Source organism: Streptomyces sp. A18, from assembly GCF_059026065.1.
Window position 1 is genome coordinate 89,289 of sequence record NZ_JBWLKL010000012.1, and the last position, 18,237, is coordinate 107,525.

An 18,237-nucleotide genomic window follows, 5' to 3' on the forward strand; every position below is an offset into this window, starting at 1 on the left:
ACATGGACCTGAGTGGTGGGGTGGGGTGCGGTGCTGGTCTGTCTGTGCGGGCGGGCGGGCGGGCCGCGGGGTTGTTCGGGCGGATGCACGGTTACGGGCGGGCGGGGGCAGGCCCGCCCCGGGGAAGTCCGCCGGGGGCCGGAACACTGCCGCCCCCGGCCGTTAGGCCGCCCGCAGCTTGCGCCAGACCGCCTTCGCTGCGTTGTGGCCCGACATGCCGTGGACGCCGGGGCCCGGCGGTGTCGCCGAGGAGCAGATGAAGACCGCCGGGTGCGCGGTGTTGTACGGGAAGAGGGAGGGCTTGGGCCGGAGCAGGAGCTGGAGGCCGCTCGCCGCGCCGCAGGCGATGTCACCGCCCACATAGTTCGCGTTGCGCGCGGCCATCGCGGGCGGGCCCGCGGTGGCGCGGGCGAGGACGCGGTCGCGGAAACCGGGGGCGAACCGCTCGAGCTGGCGCTCGATCGCGTCGGTGAGATCGCCCTCCCAGCTGTTCGGCACGTGGCCGTACGCCCAGAAGACCTGCTTGCCCGCGGGCGCGCGGGACGGGTCGACGAGGCTGGGCTGCACGGTGATCAGGAACGGCGCGTCGGGCGCGCGGTTCTCGCGCGACGCGGCGTTCAGCGCAGCCCCGATCTCCGCACTGCTCCCCCCGACCTGCACGGTGCCCGCCTCGCGCGCCTCCTTGGCCGTCCACGGGACGGGCCCGTCAAGGGCGTAGTCGATCTTGAAGACGCTCGCCCCGTAGCGATAGCGCTCGTAGCTCCGCCCCAGACCCGCGATCCGGGCCAGCGCGGTGGGCGACGTATCGAAGATGTACGCCCGCGCGGGCGGCAGATCGTCGAGCCGCTTGACCTCGTAGTCCGTGTGGACCTCGCCGCCGAGGTCCTTCAGATATGCCGTGAGCGCGTCCGAGATCGACTGTGAGCCGCCCCGCGCGACCGGCCAGCCGCGGGCGTGCGCGGCCAGCGCGAAGACCATGCCGACACCGCCCGTGGCGATCCCGCCGAGCGGCGCGATGACATGGGCGACGAGCCCGGAGAACAGCGCGCGGGCCCGGTCGTCACGGAAGCGCCGCATCAGCCAGGTGGACGGTGGAAGCCCGGCGAGGCCGAAGCGGGCGAGGGTCACGGGATCCTGCGGCAGGGCGGTCGACGGCAGCGCCATGAAGTCCTGCAGGACGGTGTCCCACTTGCTGATGAAGGGCTCGATGAGCCGCCGATACGCCCCCGCGTCCCGCGGCCCGAACGAGGCGGCCGTCTCGGCGACGGAGCGGGACAGCACGGCGGCGCTCCCGTCCGGGAAGGGGTGCGCCATGGGCAGCTGCGGCTGAAGCCACTCGAGGCCGTACCGATCGAGGGGCATGGTCCGGAACACGGGCGAATTGATGCCCAGCGGGTGTGCGGCGGAACAGGGGTCGTGCCGGAACCCGGGAAGCGTCAGCTCCTCGGTCCTCGCCCCGCCACCGACGGTGTCCCTGGCCTCGAACACGGCCACCGAGAAGCCGCGGCGGGCCAGCTCGACGGCAGCGGTCAGACCGTTCGGTCCCGCCCCCACGATGACGGCATCAAGCATCGACGGCACCTTCGGACTCCTTTGTCAGCCGATGGCCTCTGTCGCCCAGGATAGGCCGGGCCACCGACAGCGCCGTGGGCGCGGGTGTCCTCTGACGGGTGACGTGCTGGTTCCGCCGCGCTGACGCGGCTTCCGCCGAGTGGTTCGAGACGGGGTGCGAGGGCCTCGCGCGACGAACTGGCCCGGGTCCTCGACAAGTTCGGGCGCTGGGGCGCAGCTCTACGAGCCTGGGGCGCAGCTCTCTACGAGCCTGGTGCGCAGCTCTCTACGAGCCTGGTGCGGGGCGGTTCAGACTGCGGTCGACAGCAGCTCCACCACTCGGTCGACCGTCGCGGTGTCCCGGCCGGCCGTGAACGGCAGGGCGTTGCCACCCTCGATGCGGAAGGGCTCACCGGCGACGGTCAGATCGGCGCCTCCGGCCTCGGCGACCAGCAGCAGTCCCGCCGCGTGGTCCCAGGCGAGCTCCCAGGAGAAGGCGACCGCGTCCAACTCCCCCCGGGCGATGGCCAGATACTCGAGGCCCGCCGAGCCGCAGGGCCGCGGCGCGACGCCTGGGACCCGCAGTCCGAGGAGGGCGTGCTTCTGCTCGGGGGTGGTGAAGTCCGGGTGCGAGGTCGCCACCTCGATGACCTCCCCCGGCGAACCGGCCACCAGCCGCTCTCCGTCCAGCCAGGCGCCCTTGCCGCGCACCGCTACGGCCATCTCGTCGAGCGCCGGAGCGTACGTCCAGGAAGCGAGCACCTCGCCGCGCCACGCCAGCGCGATCAGCATGCAGAAGCCGGGGTCGCCGTGCACGAACTGCCGCGTGCCGTCGACCGGGTCGACGATCCACACCGGTGCCTCGCCGCGTATCGCCTCGTACGTCGAGGGGTCCGCGTGCACCGCTTCTTCCCCCACGACGACGGAGCCCGGGAGCAGCACGGTGAGCGCTGCTGTCAGCTGCTCCTCGGCGAGGCGGTCGGCCACCGTCACGAGGTCGTGCGGCCCGGTCTTCTGGACGACGTCCGCCTCGGCGAGCTGCCGGAACCGCGGCATGACCTCGGCTGCGGCGGCCTTGCGGAGGGCCTCTTCGACGTCGGATACGCCACGTACAAGAAAGTCTTCGATCTCTTCGATCATGCATCCATGAGAGCACGCCGGACTGACAATCCGTACGGCTCGGCGGTACGGGGCATGGATTCGAGATGAATCCCACGTGACCTGGCCCCGGACCCCCGCGCGCACCTCATCCCCCACAGCCTCACCTGCACGAACAGGCCCTCCCTGACCGAGTGAAATGCCACCACCACGGAACCGACATATGGTGCATTACATGGCGTAACGCCCTCCCTGGAGGCCCCTCACCCGCCGCCCCGCCCCGAAAGGGTCACCCATGCACCCCTCCCTCAACCCGGCCACACTGGCCGGGCTGCGTCGGCCGCGTCCGTATCCCGCCGTCTCGGTCCTGCTGCCGACCCACCGCAGGGAGCCGGACAACGCCCAGGACCCCGTGCGACTGCGCAACCTCGTCGCCGAGGCCAAGGACCGCCTGAAGTCCGACCCCGCCGTGGCCAGGGAGCACCGGATCGACGTGGCCGCGCAGCTGGACCGGGCCGTGGCGGAGATCGACCTCGTGCACGCCGAGGACGGGCTCGCCCTCTTCGCGGCCCCCGGGGAACACCAGGTGTGGTCGCTGGCCAGGACCGTGCCGTCGCGAGTGGTGCTCTCCGACACCTTCCTGACGCGCAACGTCGTCGCGGCCCAGGCAGCCGAGCGCCTGTACTGGGTCCTCGCCGTCTCCGCCGACCGCGTCACGCTGTGGAGCGGCACCCCGGAGCGGGTCACCGAGCACAAGGCGAACGGATTCCCGCTGACCAGGAGCCTCGACGACCCGGACGCCGAGCGCCAGGAGCGGATCGGCGACCTGCCGAGCACCTTCAGCGACGAGCAGACCCGCAAGTTCCTGCGCGAGGCGGACCTGGCCACGGCCAGTGTGCTCCGCGCCCATCCGCGCCCCCTGTTGGTGGCGGGGGAGGCCGCGGCGCTGTCCCTGCTCGAGGGCGCGGGCACGGTCATCAAGGAGGCCACTCGGGTGCCGCACGGCGGCCTCGCGCACGGCCCGGCGGAGGCGGTGTGGCAGGCGGTACGCCCCTTCCTCGCCACCCAGGAGAAGACCGAGATCGACTCCGTGGTCCGCGAGTTGGACACCGCTCAGGGGCGACGCCACTACGCCGCCGGGCTCGACGAGGTCTGGCAGAACGTGACCACCGACCGGGTCCGCCTCGTCGCGGTCGAGGACACCTACCAGGCGACCGTGCGCGACGACGGCGGACATCTGGTGCCCGCCGAGTCCGACGATCTCGACGCGGTGGACGACGTCGTCGACGACATCGTCGAGCGGGCCCTCGACACCGGCGCGCAGGTCCGTTTCGTACCCGAAGGCACGCTCGCCGACCGGGGCCGGATCGCCTGTGCCCTGCGGTACTGAAGCCTCCGCCACCCACCTCCGTCGCCCAGCACAGACAACCGCAAGCACCCGCGCAGACAACCGCAAGCAGCAGGGAAGGACCGCACCGAATGAACCCCATGCCGCCCCGCGGAAAGCGGCGCCCCGCACGCCGCGGGCCCGCGGTGTCCACCGCCGTCGCGCTCGCCGCCACGGTGACGGCCGCCGCCGCCCTCGTCTCGTGCAGCACCGACAGCGACGGCCCGTCGGCCGAGGAGAGCCGGACGGTCAGCGAGAGGCCCACGGCCCCCGACGCGTCGTCGTTCTCGGAGAAGACCGCGTCCCCGCTGAAGTCGAAGGCCTCGGAGGCCGCCGAGTCGGCCCGTGCGTCGGCATCCGAGGCGGAAGCCTCCGCATCGAAGCGCGCGGACGAGTTCGAGGCGTCCGTGTCCGCCGACACGGAGCGGGCCAACCAGGCAGCCGAGAAGGCGCTGAAGGGCGTGGACGGGCGGGGCAACGCGATGTCCGACGTCTCGATGACGGGCAAGCCGCGCTCCGAGACCGGCGGTGTGCTCGCCTCCGTGGTGACCTTCACCAACAGGACCGACGAGACGGCGGACTTCGCCGTGCAGGTCGATTTCCTGGACTCCTCGGGCAAGATCGTGGAGACCCGCTACGTCGGCACGGAGAATCTCGAACCGGGCAAGCGGGCCCAGCGGTACGCCATCAGCCACGAGCCCCCGGAGCCGAAGCTCTCCGCGAAGCTGGTCAAGGCCCAGCGGTACTGAGCCCCGACCGGCCGGCAGGCGCTCTCAGAAGTCCACGGCGTCGCGGACGAGCGGGCACGTCATGCAGTGCCCGCCGCCGCGACCGCGGCCGAGTTCGGCGCCGACGATGGTGATGACCTCGACGCCCGCCTTGCGCAGCAGTGTGTTGGTCTGGGTGTTGCGGTCGTAGGTGAAGACGACGCCCGGCTCCAGGGCGACGGCGTTGTTGCCGCTGTCCCACTGCTGCCGCTCGGAGGCGTAGACGTCCCCGCCCGTCTCGATCACGCGCAGTTGGGGCAGGCCCAGCGACTTGGCGACCACGTCGACGAACGTACGCGAGCCCTCGTCCGTGATCTCCACGCCCGCCGGCTTGTCGCTGGGGCGCAGCGTGAAGGAGTGCACGCCGTCCATGATCTTCGGGTAGAGCGTGACGATGTCGCGGTCGGCGAAGGTGAAGACGGTGTCGAGGTGCATCGCGGACCGCAGCTTGGGCATGCCGGCCACGATGACCTGCTCGGCGGCGCCGTTCTTGAACAGCGCCGCGGCGACCTGTGTGATGGCCTGCCGCGAGGTGCGTTCGCTCATGCCCATCAGGACGACGCCATTGCCGACCGGCATGATGTCGCCGCCCTCGAACGTCGCCTGGCCCCAGTCGAGTTCCGGATCTCCCCACCACACCGTGGCGCCGGTGAAGTCGGGGTGGAACTGGTAGACGGCCTTCATCAGAAGCGTCTCGTCGTGGCGGGCGGGCCAGTACAGCGGGTTGAGCGTGACGCCTCCGTACAGCCAGCACGTGGTGTCGCGGGTGTAGAGGGTGTTCGGCAGCGGCGGCATCAGGTATTCGCGTACGCCGGTGGATTCGCGCACGAGGGCGACGTACCCGGAGCGGAACTCGTCCGGCAGGTCCGCTGTGGCCAGGCCTCCGATGAGGTACTCGGCGAGCTGTCGGGGCTCCAGCGTCTCCAGGAAGGCGCGGGTGTCGTCGATGAGTCCGGGGCCGACCTCGTTCGCGGTGATCTTCCGGTCCAGGAGCCAGGTCCTTGCCTCGGGGATCGCCATGGTCTGGGCGAGCAGGTCGTGCAGTTCCACGACCTCGACGCCGCGCTGCTGCAGCTTGATGACGAAGTCGGCGTGGTCGCGCTGGGCGTTCTCCACCCACATGACGTCGTCGAAGAGCAGGTCGTCGGCGTTGGTGGGGGTCAGCCTGCGGTGGGCGAGCCCCGGCGCGCAGACCAGTACCTTGCGCAGCCTGCCGACCTCGGAGTGGACACCGAACGTCGGTACGGCGGGAGTGTCGTGGCTGGTCACGGTGCGCCTTTCGGTCGGGACAGTGGGGTTCGGGGCCGGTCAGAGCTGGATCCAGCCCGCCGCGAGAGCGATCACGCCCACGACGGCGCCCGCGATCGAGACGGCGCAGATGACGGCCTCGCGCGGGGAGAACAGGCGCCGGTGCTGTTCCCGCCTGGCCTTGATGAACAGCAGGGTCGCGGGGGCGTAGAGGATGAAGGAGACCAGGACGAACTTGAGCCCGGCGGCGAACAGCAGGAACGCCGTGTAGAGCGTGGCGATCAGCGCGATCACGAGTTCCTTGCGGGTGCTCCGCCCGGCGACCTTCCCGTCCTCGTTCCCGGCTCCGAGGGCGATCTTGACGGCGAAACCGGCCGCGAGCAGGAACGGGATGAGGCTCAGCGCGCTGGTGAGGTCGAGCGCGAAGTTGAACGCGTCGTCGGAGAACATCGTGACGACCAGAACGACCTGGCTCAGGGCGGTGGTCATCAGGAGCGCGGGGACCGGCACGTCCTCGGATGTGGCCTTCCGCAGGAAGCGGGGCATGTCGTCGTCCTTCGCGGCGACGAAGAGCACTTCCGCGGCCATCAGCGTCCAGGCGAGGTAGGCGCCGAGCACGGAGACGATGAGCCCGACGCTGACGAAGACCTTGCCCCAGGTCCCGACGGCCTCCTCCAGGACCCCCGCCATGGAGGGCTGGCGCAGCTCGGCGATCTCGGCCATCGGCATGATGCCGTACGACACCATGGTGACGGAGGCGAAGACGGCGAAAACGCTGAGGAAGCCAAGGACGGTGGCCCGTCCGACGTCCTCGCGGCGCTTGGCGTGCCGGGAGTAGACGCTCGCGCCCTCGACCCCGAGGAAGACGAAGACCGTGGCGAGCATCGTGCCGCGCACCTGGTTGAACAGCGATCCCGCGTAGTCGGCGCCGCCGAAGTTGTCGGCGAAGACGGACGGCTTGAAGAAGAAGAGCGCCAGGATGACGAAGACGAGGATGGGCACGATCTTGGCGACGGTGACGATCCTGTTGATCGCCGCCGCTTCCTTGACCCCGCGCCGGATCAGCAGGAAGAACGCCCACAGGCCGAGCGAGGAGAGGACGACGGCGAGCACGGTGTCTCCCTCACCGAGGCTCGGCCAGATGGCGCCGACGGTCGACATGATGAGCACCCAGTAGGTGACGTTGCCGACGCAGGCGCTGGCCCAGTAGCCGAAGGCGGAGAAGAAGCCGAGGTACTCGCCGAACCCTGCCTTCGCGTAGGCGTAGACACCGGCGTCCAGATCCGGCCTGCGCACGGCGAGGGTCTGGAAGACGTACGCGAGCATCAGCATGCCCGTACCTGCGATGGCCCAGGCGATCAACGCACCCGCGACACCGGTCTCCTGGGCGAACCGCCGGGGCAGCGAGAACACCCCCGCGCCGACCATCGAGCCGACGACCATCATCGTCAGCGTCATGAGTGTCAGTTTGACGGCCGGTGATGCGCCGGCGGTGGCCTGGTCACTCGTCTCAGCGTGGCTCATGAACTCCTCGTCCTGTGCGGGAATCTATCCCTGGTGGGTCGAGTTGTCCTGATATGAAATCGCAGGCCGACGGTGTTCGCGATTCGGCAAGGCCCGGAGGATGCACAGTGCACGGTGAGTACAAGGTCCCCGGCGGCAAGCTCGTCGTCGTGGATCTGGAGGTCGAGGGCGGCGTGCTGCGGCACGTGCGGGTGGCGGGGGACTTCTTCCTCGAACCTGACGAGGCGTTCGACGCCCTGAGCCGTGCTCTGGAGGGCGCCCCCGCCGACACCGACGCTGCGGGCCTGGCCACCCGCATCGACGCGGCGCTCCCCGAGGGCACGGTGATGTACGGGCTGACCTCGGAGGGCGTGGGCGTCGCGGTGCGCCGCGCTCTCGCGCACGCCACGGACTGGACCGACTACGACTGGCAGCTGATCCACGAGGCCCCGCAGTCCCCCGCCCTGCTCATGGCCCTGGACGAGGTGCTCACCGAGGAGGTCGCCGCCGGGCGCCGCCCGCCGACGCTGCGCGTCTGGGAGTGGGAGTCCCCGGCGGTCGTCATCGGCAGCTTCCAGTCCCTGCGCAACGAAGTGGACCAGGAGGGCACCGCGCGGCACGGCATCGAGGTGGTGCGCCGGATCAGTGGCGGCGGCGCCATGTTCTGCGAGCCGGGCAACGCCATCACGTACTCGCTCTCGGTCCCGGACTCCCTCGTGCAGGGCCTGTCCTTCGCCGACAGCTACGCCTATCTGGACGACTGGGTGCTGGACGCCCTCGGCGACATGGGCATCAAGGCGTGGTACCAACCGCTCAACGACATCGCCACCGACGCCGGAAAGGTCGCGGGCGCCGCCCAGAAGCGGGTCGTCGGCGGGCACGGCGCCGTGCTGCACCACGTGACGATGTCGTACGACATCGACGCGGAGAAGATGGTCGAGGTGCTCCGCATCGGCCGCGAGAAGCTCTCGGACAAGGGCACGAAGAGCGCGAAGAAGCGCGTGGATCCACTGCGCCGCCAGACGGGCCTGCCGCGCGAGGCGGTGATCGAGCGGATGCTCGACTCCTTCCGCGCGCGGTACGGCCTGACGACGGGCAAGGCCACGGACGAGGAGATGGCCAGGGCCCGGGAGCTCGCCCGGACGAAGTTCAGCTCGCCGGAGTGGACGGCGCGGGTGCCGTAGGCCTGGCCGGGCTCGTGTCGTCCGCCGCGCTCCGCTGCCAGGCGGTGGTGCCGATGCGGCCGGTGTTGCCGAGGTCGATCCGGCCCTCCGGGGTCACGGTGCCGGGCCGGGTGCCCGGCGCCGGGGTGACCGACAGATAGGTGCCGCTGACGGCGGTCGTGGTCGTGTCGGTGACGGTGTTGCGCCAGACGAGGACGGTGTAGGCCTCCTCGCCCCGCTTGAGCGAGACGGGGTGCGGACCCGGGTCGTCCATCCGTGTGACGGGCTCGGGCCCTTCGAGGATCTGTACGTCGAGGGGTTCGCGGTGCTCGTCGAGGACCCGCAGCTTCGGGTAGCCGTTCAGGCGGTAGGTGTCCTTGCCGCAGTTGGTCACGGTCACGCTCATCGCGCGCAGCCCCATGGCAGGGTTGACCATGCCCGCCTCGATACGGGCTCCGGACGCGGGGCAGGAGGACGAGGGCGCGTCGGGCACTTCCGGCGATCCCGTCCCGACGGACCCCGACGGCGAGTCAGGACCGAGCGAGGCGGACATCCCGTCGTCCGCCGCACTGGGCGCCCCACCCTGCGTAGGCGTCGACGCCGTACGCCCGGGATCCGCCTCCCGCTCCAGTTCCTCCGAGAGCCCGCACCCGGAGGCGAGCAGGACCACGGCCGAGAGGACGGCGACATGTCTGAACGGTATGACGGTCACGCGGAGATCATGCCATGGCCACAGTTTCCCCTTATCTGCCTCTTTGAGTTCTCATACTCATGCCCTCCTGGCACCTACGGAGTCGCGTTGCGTGCCGCCACAAGGCCCGACTCGTAGGCGAAGACGACCAGTTGAGCCCTGTCACGCGCACCGAGCTTCGTCATCGCCCGGCTCACATGCGTCTTCGCCGTGAACGGGCTGATCACCATGTGCGTGGCGATCTCCTCGTTCGTCAGTCCGCGCGCGGCCAGCGCGGTGACCTCTCGCTCGCGGCGGGTGAGGGTCTCCAGACCCGGCGCGGTGGCCCGGTCCGGCGGCCGGGCGACGAACTCGCCGATCAGCCTGCTGGTCACGGAGGGTGAGAGCAGAGAGTCCCCGCGCGCGACGATCTCGATGCCGTGCAGCAGGTCGGCGGGCTCCGTGTCCTTGAGCAGAAACCCGCTCGCCCCGGCGCGCAGCGCGTCGAAGACGTACTCGTCGAGTCCGTAGTTGGTGAGGATCACGACGCGTACGCCGCCGAGGCGGGGGTCGGCGGCGATCCGCCGTGTCGCCTCGATCCCGGTCATCACCGGCATCTGTACGTCTATGAGCGCCACGTCCGGCACGCACTCCCGCACGAGGGCGACCCCGCGCTCACCGTCGGCGGCCTCCCCCACCACCTCAATCCCGTCTTCGGCCTCCAACAGCGCACGGAACCCCGCCCGCATCAAGGCCTGATCGTCGACGAGCACCACCCGAATCACACGCCCTCCCCCGGGCGCCCGACATCAGCGGCCACCCCCCACTCGACGGGCGCCCCAGCCTCCGCGGGCAGCACCCCCGAGGACGCGCCCGAGTGCACACCGGACGCCCACGCCCCATCGCCCAGCGGTAGTTCAGCCCGCACAAGGAATCCCCCCTCGCCCCTCGGCCCCGCCCGCATCGTCCCGCCCAGGGATGCGACCCGCTCCCGCATCCCCGTGATACCCGTCCCCTCCGCCGGAGGCCGTGCCGCGTCGGCGACCCCGTCGTCCTCCACCCGCACCCCCAACACCCGCTCCCCGTAGTCGAGTCCGACCGTCACCTTGGCGGAGGCTCCCGCATGGCGTGCCGCGTTGGTGAGGCCTTCCTGCACGATGCGGTACGCGGCACGCTCCAAGTCACCCGACAAGGCACGCTCGTGGCCCTCCACCGCCAGCTCCACGGCGAGCCCCGCGGCCCGCGCGCGCTCGACGAGCAGGGCCGGGCTCCCCGCAGGCTCGTCCGTGCGCAACACGGTGAGCGTGGACCGCAGTTCGCGCATCGCCTCGCCGCTCGCCTCCTGGATGGCGAGCAGCGCGGGCGGTATCTCCTCGCCCCGCTTGCGGGCGAGGTGGACGGCGACCCCTGCCTGGAGCTTGACGATCGAGATGCTGTGCGTCAGCGAGTCGTGCAGTTCACGCGCGATCCGCAGCCGCTCCTCGCCCGCCCTGCGCAGTGCCGCTTCCTCACGGGTCCGCTCGGCCTCCAGGGCCCGCTGCTCGGTCTGACGGAGATACGCCTGCCAGTTCTTGTCGGCGAGGCCGGTGACGAGGGCGCACAGGAACCAGCCCGCCAGCAGCGATGTCCACTGCACGACGTCGCCCGCCGCCTCCCCCGCCACCGCGAAACCGATGAGGAACACCCCGGCGGCAGCGGCGGCGACACCCCGGTGGCCCGCGCGCGCAGCCGTATGCACGGCCGCCACCACGGGGATCGCCGCTACGCTGCTCGCGCCCGCGTACAACACCTCGCCGAGCAGGCACGCCGTGGTGAACGCGAGCACGGCGCGCGGCGCCGCCCGGTGTGCGGCGAGGGCAAGCGAACCTGCCCCTATCAGGGCGTAGTCGACGAACCCCGCACTGCCGCCCCGCAGACCCGCAGCGACCGCGACGATCACGCCCACCACGACCGCGAGCACCGCGTCACCGACCCACGCCTGCCGCACCCGGCTCCGCACCTGACTGCGCACCCGATCGCGCACGTTCACCTGCCCCGCCGCGCTCCCCGTCCGGTCCACCACCATCGCCGCCCCCGCATCACTTGCATCCCCCGCATCGGCGCATCCCCCGCCGTGTTCAGAACCATAGATCTCGCCACTGACAAACCGCGTCACCCCAGCAGACCGTTCTCGCGCTACTCCCCGCGTAGTAGTCGCGGACGAGCACGGCCCCGGCGACGTAGCCCCAACTGCCTTCCGCCGGACGACGACCCGAGGCACCCGGCGCCCCGACCATCGGAGCCATGGCAACCTTTCGATACACCGACTCCGTACTTCCGAAATCCGCGAGCGGCAGGACCGCCGAGGCCTACGCGCAGATGGCCGGCGACTTCGGCATCGCCGAGCCCGCGCCGCTCGTCGCGCTCTCACCGGCGCCCGAACTGTTCACCGCGACCTGGGCCTTGCTCCGCGAGTCCCTGCTCGTCGGCGGTGACGACGCCTTCGGCAGCGGGGGTACCACCCGCACCGCCCGGGAGCTGGTCGCCTTGGGCGTCTCGCTCGCCAACCGCTGCCCGTTCTGCGTGAGCGCGCACTCGGTGATGCTGCACGCCACCGGCGACCACCGCGTCGCCGAGCGTGTACTGCGCGGCGAGCAGCCCGAGGACCCGGCCCAGGCGCGGCTGCTCGCCTGGAGCAAGGCCACCCGGACTCCGCAGGCACCGGAGCTCGTCGCGCCGCCGTTCCCGCGCGCCCATGCCCCGGCCCACATCGGCACCGCGCTCACCTTCCACTTCATCAACCGCGTCGCGTCGTCGCTGATCACCGAGGGCATGCTGCCCTGCAACGCACAGCGCTTCCGGGCGGTGCGCTCGATCGGCGGCCGCACCCTGCAGAAGGCCGTCCGCCGTTCCTTCACCTCCGGCGACTCGCTGGCCCTGCTCGACGACCCGCAGCCCGGCCCCGCCTGGGCCGCCAGCACGCCCATCGGTTCCGCGTACGCCGCACTGCGTACCGCGGCGGAGATGGGCAAGGGCCTGCTCGACGAGACCGACCAGGCCCTCGTGCGGGCGACGGTCGCCGCGTGGGACGGGACGCATCCGCCGATCACCTGGGACGCCCTGCCCGACCGCGCGTCCCGCCCGGGGGCACGCCTCGCGCTGCTGGCAGCGCTCGCGCCCTACCGCATCACCGACGAGGACGTGGCGGCCTGGAAGAAGCCGCCCTTCAGCGACCACTGCTTCGTGCACCTGATCGCGTACGGCGCGTTCACGGCGGTCGACCGCATCGAGAGCACCCTCGCGGCGCACCACTCCGCGTACTACGCAAAGGAGACGTCATGACCACATCGGCTGACACGCAGACCCCCAACTCCCGCCAGTCCATGGTCTGGAACGGCCCGGTGGGCGCCCATTGGGCCACGCACCACGACCGCTACGACACGATGCTGTCCGGAGTGAGCGACGCTCTCTTCGAAGCCGCCGCCATCGGCTCGGGCGACCGGGTCCTGGACATCGGCTGCGGTGCGGGCGTCACCACGCGCATCGCGGCCCGCCGAGCCGCGCACGGCCATGCGGTGGGCGTCGACATCTCGGCCCCGCTCCTCGACCGCGCCCGTGCGAGCACGGAGGCCGACGGCATCACGAATGCCGCGTACGAGCAGGCCATCGCCCGCGCGCTGCGTCCCGGCGGGCGGCTGGTGTTCGTCTGCCCGCAGCCCGTGGACCAGGAAACGGAGGAGTCCCGGACGCTCGGCCTCTTCGCCAAGCTTCTCGCGAAGGAGGACGGGCCCGAGGACGACCGGCCAGATGAGGACGGCCCGGAGGACCTATCGAGCGAGGCTGCGGCCGACGCCACCGCCGCCCGCACGGCGATGGCCTCGCTCTCGGATCCGGCCCGTATCCACGAGGCACTGACCGCCTACGAGGATGTGACGGTGACCCCCGTGACGGTCGAGGCTGTGTGGGGCCAAACCCCGGCGGACGCAGTCGACTTCATCCTGTCGCGCGCGCCGGGCCGCGCGATATCCGCGGCGACGCGGGCCTCCCTGGAGGCAGTGTTCCAGCCGCACGCCACCGAGTACGGCGTGCGGATGCGGGCGGGGGTGTGGCTGGTGACGGCAGCGCGCCCGGCCTGAGCCGTCGCACCCTGCCCCCGTCCCCCGCCGAAGCCACGAACGCCCGACCATCGCCGCCGAGGCCGAAGCCTCCCGCCCTGCCTAAGCCCGCCGGCCTCCCCGCCCCCGACCCGCCATCAGCCCCACGTACACGACCAGCGCGGAAGCAAGGCCGATCGCCCACCCGTAGTCCGCGAGCGGCTTCAGGAACGGGATCAGTCCGTCTTCGGGGAACGGTCCCTTCCCCGGCGCCGAGTGCGAGCCGCCCACGGCGAGTACACCTCCGACCACAAAGGCGGCGACGGCCCGCAGATTCCACCCGGCGGTGTACCAGTAGCGCCCCTCGGGGCGGTACAGGTCGGCAAGGTCGAGGGCCGTGCGGCGGATCACCCAGTAATCGGCGATCAGGATGCCCGCGACCGTTCCGAGCAGTCCGCCCACGACGCCCAGCCAGACGAAGATGTAGAGCTCGGGCGTCTCGATCAGCTTCCACGGGAAGATGATCACGCCCACGACGCCGGTGATCAGCGCGCCCGTACGGAAGTTGATGAATTTCGGGGCGAGGTTCGCGAGGTCGTACGCGGGTGAGACCACGTTCGCAGCGATGTTCACGGAGACCGTGGCGACCAGGACCGTCACCAGTGCGTAGAGGAGCCCGAATACGTTGTCGGCTTTGGCGGCCAGGTCGACGGGCTCCCAGATCGGCTCCCCGTACACCGCCTGCGAGCCGGAAGTGACAAGGACGGAGAGGAGGGCGAACGCGGTCATGGTGGTCGGCAGGCCGAGGGTCTGGCCCCACACCTGCGCCCGCTGGCCCTTCCCGAACCGGGTGAAGTCGGGGATGTTCAGGGACAGCGTGGACCAGAAGCCGATCATGCCCATCAGTGCGGGGAAGAACACCGGCCAGAAGTCGCTGCCCCAGCCCAGCGTGGACGGCTGGTCGAGCAGCGGGCCGAAGCCTCCCGCCTTGTCCGCGATCCATACGAGGAGCACGACGGCGCCGACGAGCACGAAGGGCGCCGCCCAGTTCTCGAAGCGCCGCAGCGCCTCCATCCCCCGGTAGATGATGGCCAGTTGGAGGGCCCAGAAGAGTACGAAGCAGAGCCACAGCGGCCACGGGTAGCCGCCGATCTGCGACTCGTCGCTCCACGCCCCGTCGAAGGCCTTGTTGAGCAGGACGTAGATCCCCTGGCCGCCGATCCAGGTCTGGATGCCGAACCAGCCGCAGGCCACGGCGGCGCGGATCAGCGCGGGCAGGTTCGCGCCGCGCAGGCCGAAGGAGGCGCGGGCCAGGACGGGGAAGGGGATGCCGTATTTGGGACCCGCGTGTCCCGTCAGAAGCATCGGAAGGAGCACGATCACGTTGGCGGCCGCGATGGTGAAGACGGCTTGGCGCCAGTCCATGCCGAGCGCGACCAGGCCCGAAGCAAGCGTCCAGGACGGGATGTTGTGGGCCATGCCGATCCACAGGGCGGCGAAGTTGTAGGTGCCCCAGTGGCGTTCGGCGACGGGGATGGGTTTGAGGTCGTCGTTGGCGAAGCGGCTGTTCTCCGGGAAGGCGCCGGGGAGTAGTTCGACCCGGCCGTCGTCGGCAACGGTCTGTGATGTCCCGCCCGGCTCCGCGTCGGCAGGCCCCGTGGGGACGCTGCCGGTCACCAGGCGGCCGGATCGGTCTGCGGCACACGTCCGAAATCCATGCCCAGGCTCCTTACTCGGGTCAACACGGTCAACACAGGTCAGGTACTGGTGTTGGTACTGATACCGGTAGGTGCTGGAGAGCCTTCAGATCCGGCCTCCTCGCCAGTTTCCCCGACTGGCGGCGCCGACAATCCTGCTCCCGGTAGGCCTGATCGCGCCAGCGGCGTGTCCCAACTACCTTGGTCCCCGTGATCAATCGCGGTTCGCCGCTGTCACCGAATGCCGGCGGCACCGACACAGGCATCGACACACGCATCGACAAAGGAATCGGCATCATCGGCATCGGAGGAGGAGCGTCGTGAGCCACGGGAACCCATCGCCTGTTCCCCGCCATCCGGACCACGAGTCCGACGCCTCTCGTGGCGGTGCCTCGCTCCCCCGTCAGGCCCAACAGCCGCCGCAGAGCAGCCACATGATCGTGTGCGGTGACGACGCGCTCGCCGAACGGCTCGCCGCCGAGCTGCGCTCGGTGTACCGCGAGCGTGTGACGGTAGTCGTCCCTTCCGCGGCGTCGGTCGACGGCGCGCGGGCCGGGTCGGCCGGCCGGGCGCGGGCCACCGCTCTCCTGGGCCGGATGCAGGCCGTCGTGGCGCGCGCTGCCGGTACGGCCAACGGCGGCGGTGACGGGGTGCCCCCCGAAGTGCCCCGCGTCCTCGAGGCACCGGAGCCCGACGAGGCGGCGCTCGTCGAAGCGGGCGTGCGCGACGCCGCCGCGCTCGCGCTGGTGTATGACGACGACGAGACGAACATTCATGCCGCGCTCGTCGCCCGCCGTCTCAACCCCCGCCTGCGGATCGTGATCCGGCTCTACAACCGCAAGCTGGGCCAGCACCTGGAAGAACTCCTCGACCAGGCCGCCGCGGTCGCTTCCCCCGGCCTGGACCCGACGGAGGTGAACGCCTCCACCACCGTCCTCTCCGACGCCGACACCGCGGCTCCCGCCCTGGCGGCCACCGCCATCGCCGGCACCAGCAAGGTCGTCCAGGCCGACGGACTGCTCCTGCGCGCGGTGGAACGCGACCCGCCGGGCCGCGGGCGGGTCACCGACCCCGGTCTGTGCACGCTCGCCCTGCTCTCGTCGACCACCAACGACCCTGCGGGAGCGGAGGGTTCGGACGACGGCGGGCAGGACGGCCCCCTGCTGCTGCCCGACGACAGCACGGTCACCACGGCCACCGGCCGGGCACCGTGGTGCTGGAAGCCGTCTCGCACGCCGGGCCCGACCGGCCGCCCGGACCCCTGGCCGGGCGCGGACTTCCACTCGGCTCGCTCTTCTCGCCCCGCCTGCGCTGGACGGTGGCCGGGCTCATGGCCTGTGTCCTCGGCCTCGCGGTGGCGAACTGGCGGACGAGCGATGCCCACCCCCTGCACGCCGCCTACCTGACCCTGCTCGACCTGTTCGCCATCGACGACCCCGCGCTCGGCGAATCCACCTCCCGTCAGATCCTGCAACTCCTGGCCGGTCTGGCCGGGTTGCTGCTCCTTCCGGTACTTCTCGCTGCCGTACTGGAGGCGTTGGGCACGTTCCGCACCGCCTCCTCCCTGCGCCGCCCGCCCCGTGGCCTCTCCGGGCACGTGGTCCTGCTCGGCCTCGGCAAGATCGGCACCCGCGTCCTGGCCCGCCTGCGCGAACTCGGCATCCCCGTCGTGTGCGTGGAGGAAGACCCCGAAGCGCGCGGCATCCCCCTCGCCCGGCGCCTGCGCGTCCCGACGGTCGTCGGCGACGTCACGGACGAAGGCGTCCTGGAAGCCGCCAAGATCCATCGCGCGCACGCGCTGCTCGCCCTCACCAGCGTCGACACCACCAACCTCGAAGCCGCCCTGTACGCCCGCTCGGTCAAGCCGAACGTGCGCGTGGCCCTCCGGCTGTACGACGACACGTTCGCCACCGCCGTCTACCGCACCCTGCGCGCCGCCCACCCGCAGGCCCTCACGCGCAGCCGCAGCGTCACCACCCTCGCCGCCCCCGCGTTCGCCGGAGCCATGATGGGGCGCCAGATCCTGGGCGCGATTCCTGTGGAGCGGCGGGTGCTGCTGTTCGCCGCCCTCGACGTCGCCGGACACCGCCAGTTGGAGGGGCGGACCATCGCCGAGTCGTTCCGTCCCGGGGTCCTGCGGGTCATCGCCCTGGACTCCACCGCACCGGACGAACGGCTCCCGGACCTGACGGCACCCCGCCCGGACGACGGCGCCGACCACCCGGCAGGCCTCGTCTGGGACCTCCACCCCGGTTACGTACTGCGCTCCCAGGACCGCGTCGTCCTGGCCGCCACCCGGCAGGGTCTGGCCGAACTGCTCGGTCGACGTACGCAGAGCAGGACCGGTTAGGCCGAAACGCAGACCGGCATCAAAGGACCGTAAAGATTGCCGGATCACGGCAATGTGCGCCCTGCGTCCCGCGTGCGACGATCCCCACCTCACCGAGACATCCGGCAAGTGGGGAGGTGCTCCGGTGACCGTCTTTCTGGGTCTCGGCATCGCGGGAATCGCGCTGCTCGTCCTCGCCCTCGTCTTTGACGGGGTTCTTGAAGGACTCTTCGACGGCGTGGGGGTCCTTGACGGACTCTTCGACGGGCTGCTTTCCCTGCCCGTCGTCGCCGGCTTCGTGTCCATGCTCGGCTTCGGCGGTGCGATCGTGCTCGGCACGACCGGGCTCGGCGCCGGCGCCGCCACCGCTGTCGGCGGAGCCGTCGGCGTGGGAGCGGGCTGGCTGACATGGAAGTTCAGCCGCGCCCTGATGCGGGATCAGACCGCGGCAACCCCACGGGGAACCGACCTCGTGGGCACCGCGGGGGCCGTCGTCACCGCCATACCGGCCGACGGCTACGGCGAAGTGCTGCTCCAACTGGCCGGTCAACCCGTGAAGTTCGCGGCCAAGAGCGCCGTGGCCGTCACCCGCGGTTCCGAGATCTGGGTCGAGGCGGCCCTTTCGCCGACCTCGGTCGCGGTCCGTCCCGTGCAGCGCTGACCCGCGACCACCTGGACCGCGCCCACGCCACACCCATGCCCTGACCCGCGCCCGCACCTAGGGGCGCAGGTACACAACACCCACGTACCA

14 protein-coding genes and 1 pseudogene are annotated in these 18,237 nt (G+C 71.1%); 7 read left to right on the plus strand and 8 right to left on the minus strand.

Features of this window, described 5'->3' with window-relative positions; all coding sequences use genetic code 11:
• Positions 1-162 precede the first annotated feature (162 nt).
• Both AC5P1C_RS20790 and AC5P1C_RS20795 read right to left on the minus strand, forming a co-directional pair.
• A complete protein-coding gene (locus tag AC5P1C_RS20790) occupies positions 163-1,572 on the minus strand; it encodes a phytoene desaturase family protein (RefSeq protein WP_493867371.1) in 1,410 nt (469 codons plus the stop codon).
• 288 nt (positions 1,573-1,860) lie between these two features.
• Positions 1,861-2,691, minus strand: a complete 831-nt coding sequence (locus AC5P1C_RS20795; RefSeq protein ID WP_493867372.1) for an inositol monophosphatase family protein — start codon at positions 2,689-2,691, stop codon at positions 1,861-1,863.
• 253 nt (positions 2,692-2,944) lie between these two features.
• Between AC5P1C_RS20795 and AC5P1C_RS20800 the strand changes: the two genes are divergently transcribed.
• Both AC5P1C_RS20800 and AC5P1C_RS20805 read left to right on the plus strand, forming a co-directional pair.
• Positions 2,945-4,039: a baeRF3 domain-containing protein gene (locus AC5P1C_RS20800; RefSeq protein WP_493867373.1), complete on the plus strand. Its 1,095-nt coding sequence runs from the start codon at positions 2,945-2,947 to the stop codon at positions 4,037-4,039.
• A gap of 89 nt (positions 4,040-4,128) precedes the next feature.
• Positions 4,129-4,785: a hypothetical protein gene (locus AC5P1C_RS20805; RefSeq protein ID WP_493867374.1), complete on the plus strand. Its 657-nt coding sequence runs from the start codon at positions 4,129-4,131 to the stop codon at positions 4,783-4,785.
• 24 nt (positions 4,786-4,809) lie between these two features.
• Here the strand turns inward: AC5P1C_RS20805 and AC5P1C_RS20810 are convergent, their stop codons facing one another.
• Positions 4,810-6,072 (minus strand): arginine deiminase, encoded by a 1,263-nt coding sequence (locus tag AC5P1C_RS20810; RefSeq protein WP_493867375.1) that lies wholly within the window; start codon positions 6,070-6,072, stop codon positions 4,810-4,812.
• Between the two features lie 39 nt (positions 6,073-6,111).
• A complete protein-coding gene (locus tag AC5P1C_RS20815) occupies positions 6,112-7,575 on the minus strand; it encodes a basic amino acid/polyamine antiporter (RefSeq protein WP_493867376.1) in 1,464 nt (487 codons plus the stop codon).
• Positions 7,576-7,682: 107 nt separating this feature from the next.
• On the opposite strand from AC5P1C_RS20815, the gene lplAB reads away from it, so the two are divergent.
• Entirely contained in the window at positions 7,683-8,738 is a 1,056-nt protein-coding gene (lplAB, locus tag AC5P1C_RS20820; protein WP_493867377.1) for a lipoate-protein ligase LplAB, read from the plus strand.
• On the opposite strand, the gene AC5P1C_RS20825 is transcribed toward lplAB, so the two are convergent.
• From AC5P1C_RS20825 to AC5P1C_RS20835, 3 genes are all read right to left on the minus strand, one after another.
• Positions 8,704-9,429, minus strand: coding sequence for a DUF4232 domain-containing protein (locus AC5P1C_RS20825; protein WP_493867378.1), 726 nt, complete (start codon positions 9,427-9,429; stop codon positions 8,704-8,706). The genes lplAB and AC5P1C_RS20825 overlap by 35 nt on opposite strands.
• A 74-nt stretch (positions 9,430-9,503) precedes the next feature.
• Positions 9,504-10,172 (minus strand): response regulator, encoded by a 669-nt coding sequence (locus AC5P1C_RS20830; RefSeq protein WP_493867379.1) that lies wholly within the window; start codon positions 10,170-10,172, stop codon positions 9,504-9,506.
• Positions 10,169-11,410, minus strand: coding sequence for a sensor histidine kinase (locus AC5P1C_RS20835; protein WP_493867485.1), 1,242 nt, complete (start codon positions 11,408-11,410; stop codon positions 10,169-10,171). Before AC5P1C_RS20835 ends, AC5P1C_RS20830 begins: the two co-directional genes overlap by 4 nt.
• 260 nt (positions 11,411-11,670) lie before the next feature.
• On the opposite strand from AC5P1C_RS20835, the gene AC5P1C_RS20840 reads away from it, so the two are divergent.
• Positions 11,671-12,708 (plus strand): carboxymuconolactone decarboxylase family protein, encoded by a 1,038-nt coding sequence (locus AC5P1C_RS20840; protein WP_493867380.1) that lies wholly within the window; start codon positions 11,671-11,673, stop codon positions 12,706-12,708.
• Positions 12,705-13,502: a class I SAM-dependent methyltransferase gene (locus AC5P1C_RS20845; RefSeq protein ID WP_493867381.1), complete on the plus strand. Its 798-nt coding sequence runs from the start codon at positions 12,705-12,707 to the stop codon at positions 13,500-13,502. Before AC5P1C_RS20840 ends, AC5P1C_RS20845 begins: the two co-directional genes overlap by 4 nt.
• Positions 13,503-13,583: 81 nt before the next feature.
• Here the strand turns inward: AC5P1C_RS20845 and AC5P1C_RS20850 are convergent, their stop codons facing one another.
• The gene (locus AC5P1C_RS20850) at positions 13,584-15,137 is read right to left on the minus strand and encodes an NCS1 family nucleobase:cation symporter-1 (protein ID WP_493867382.1); all 1,554 of its coding nucleotides are present in this window, start codon (positions 15,135-15,137) and stop codon (positions 13,584-13,586) included.
• Positions 15,138-15,591: 454 nt separating this feature from the next.
• On the opposite strand from AC5P1C_RS20850, the pseudogene AC5P1C_RS20855 reads away from it, so the two are divergent.
• Positions 15,592-17,507, plus strand: a pseudogene (locus AC5P1C_RS20855) (NAD-binding protein).
• Positions 17,508-17,631: 124 nt separating this feature from the next.
• Positions 17,632-18,147 (plus strand): NfeD C-terminal domain-containing protein, encoded by a 516-nt coding sequence (locus AC5P1C_RS20860; protein WP_493867383.1) that lies wholly within the window; start codon positions 17,632-17,634, stop codon positions 18,145-18,147.
• Positions 18,148-18,237: the final 90 nt, after the last annotated feature.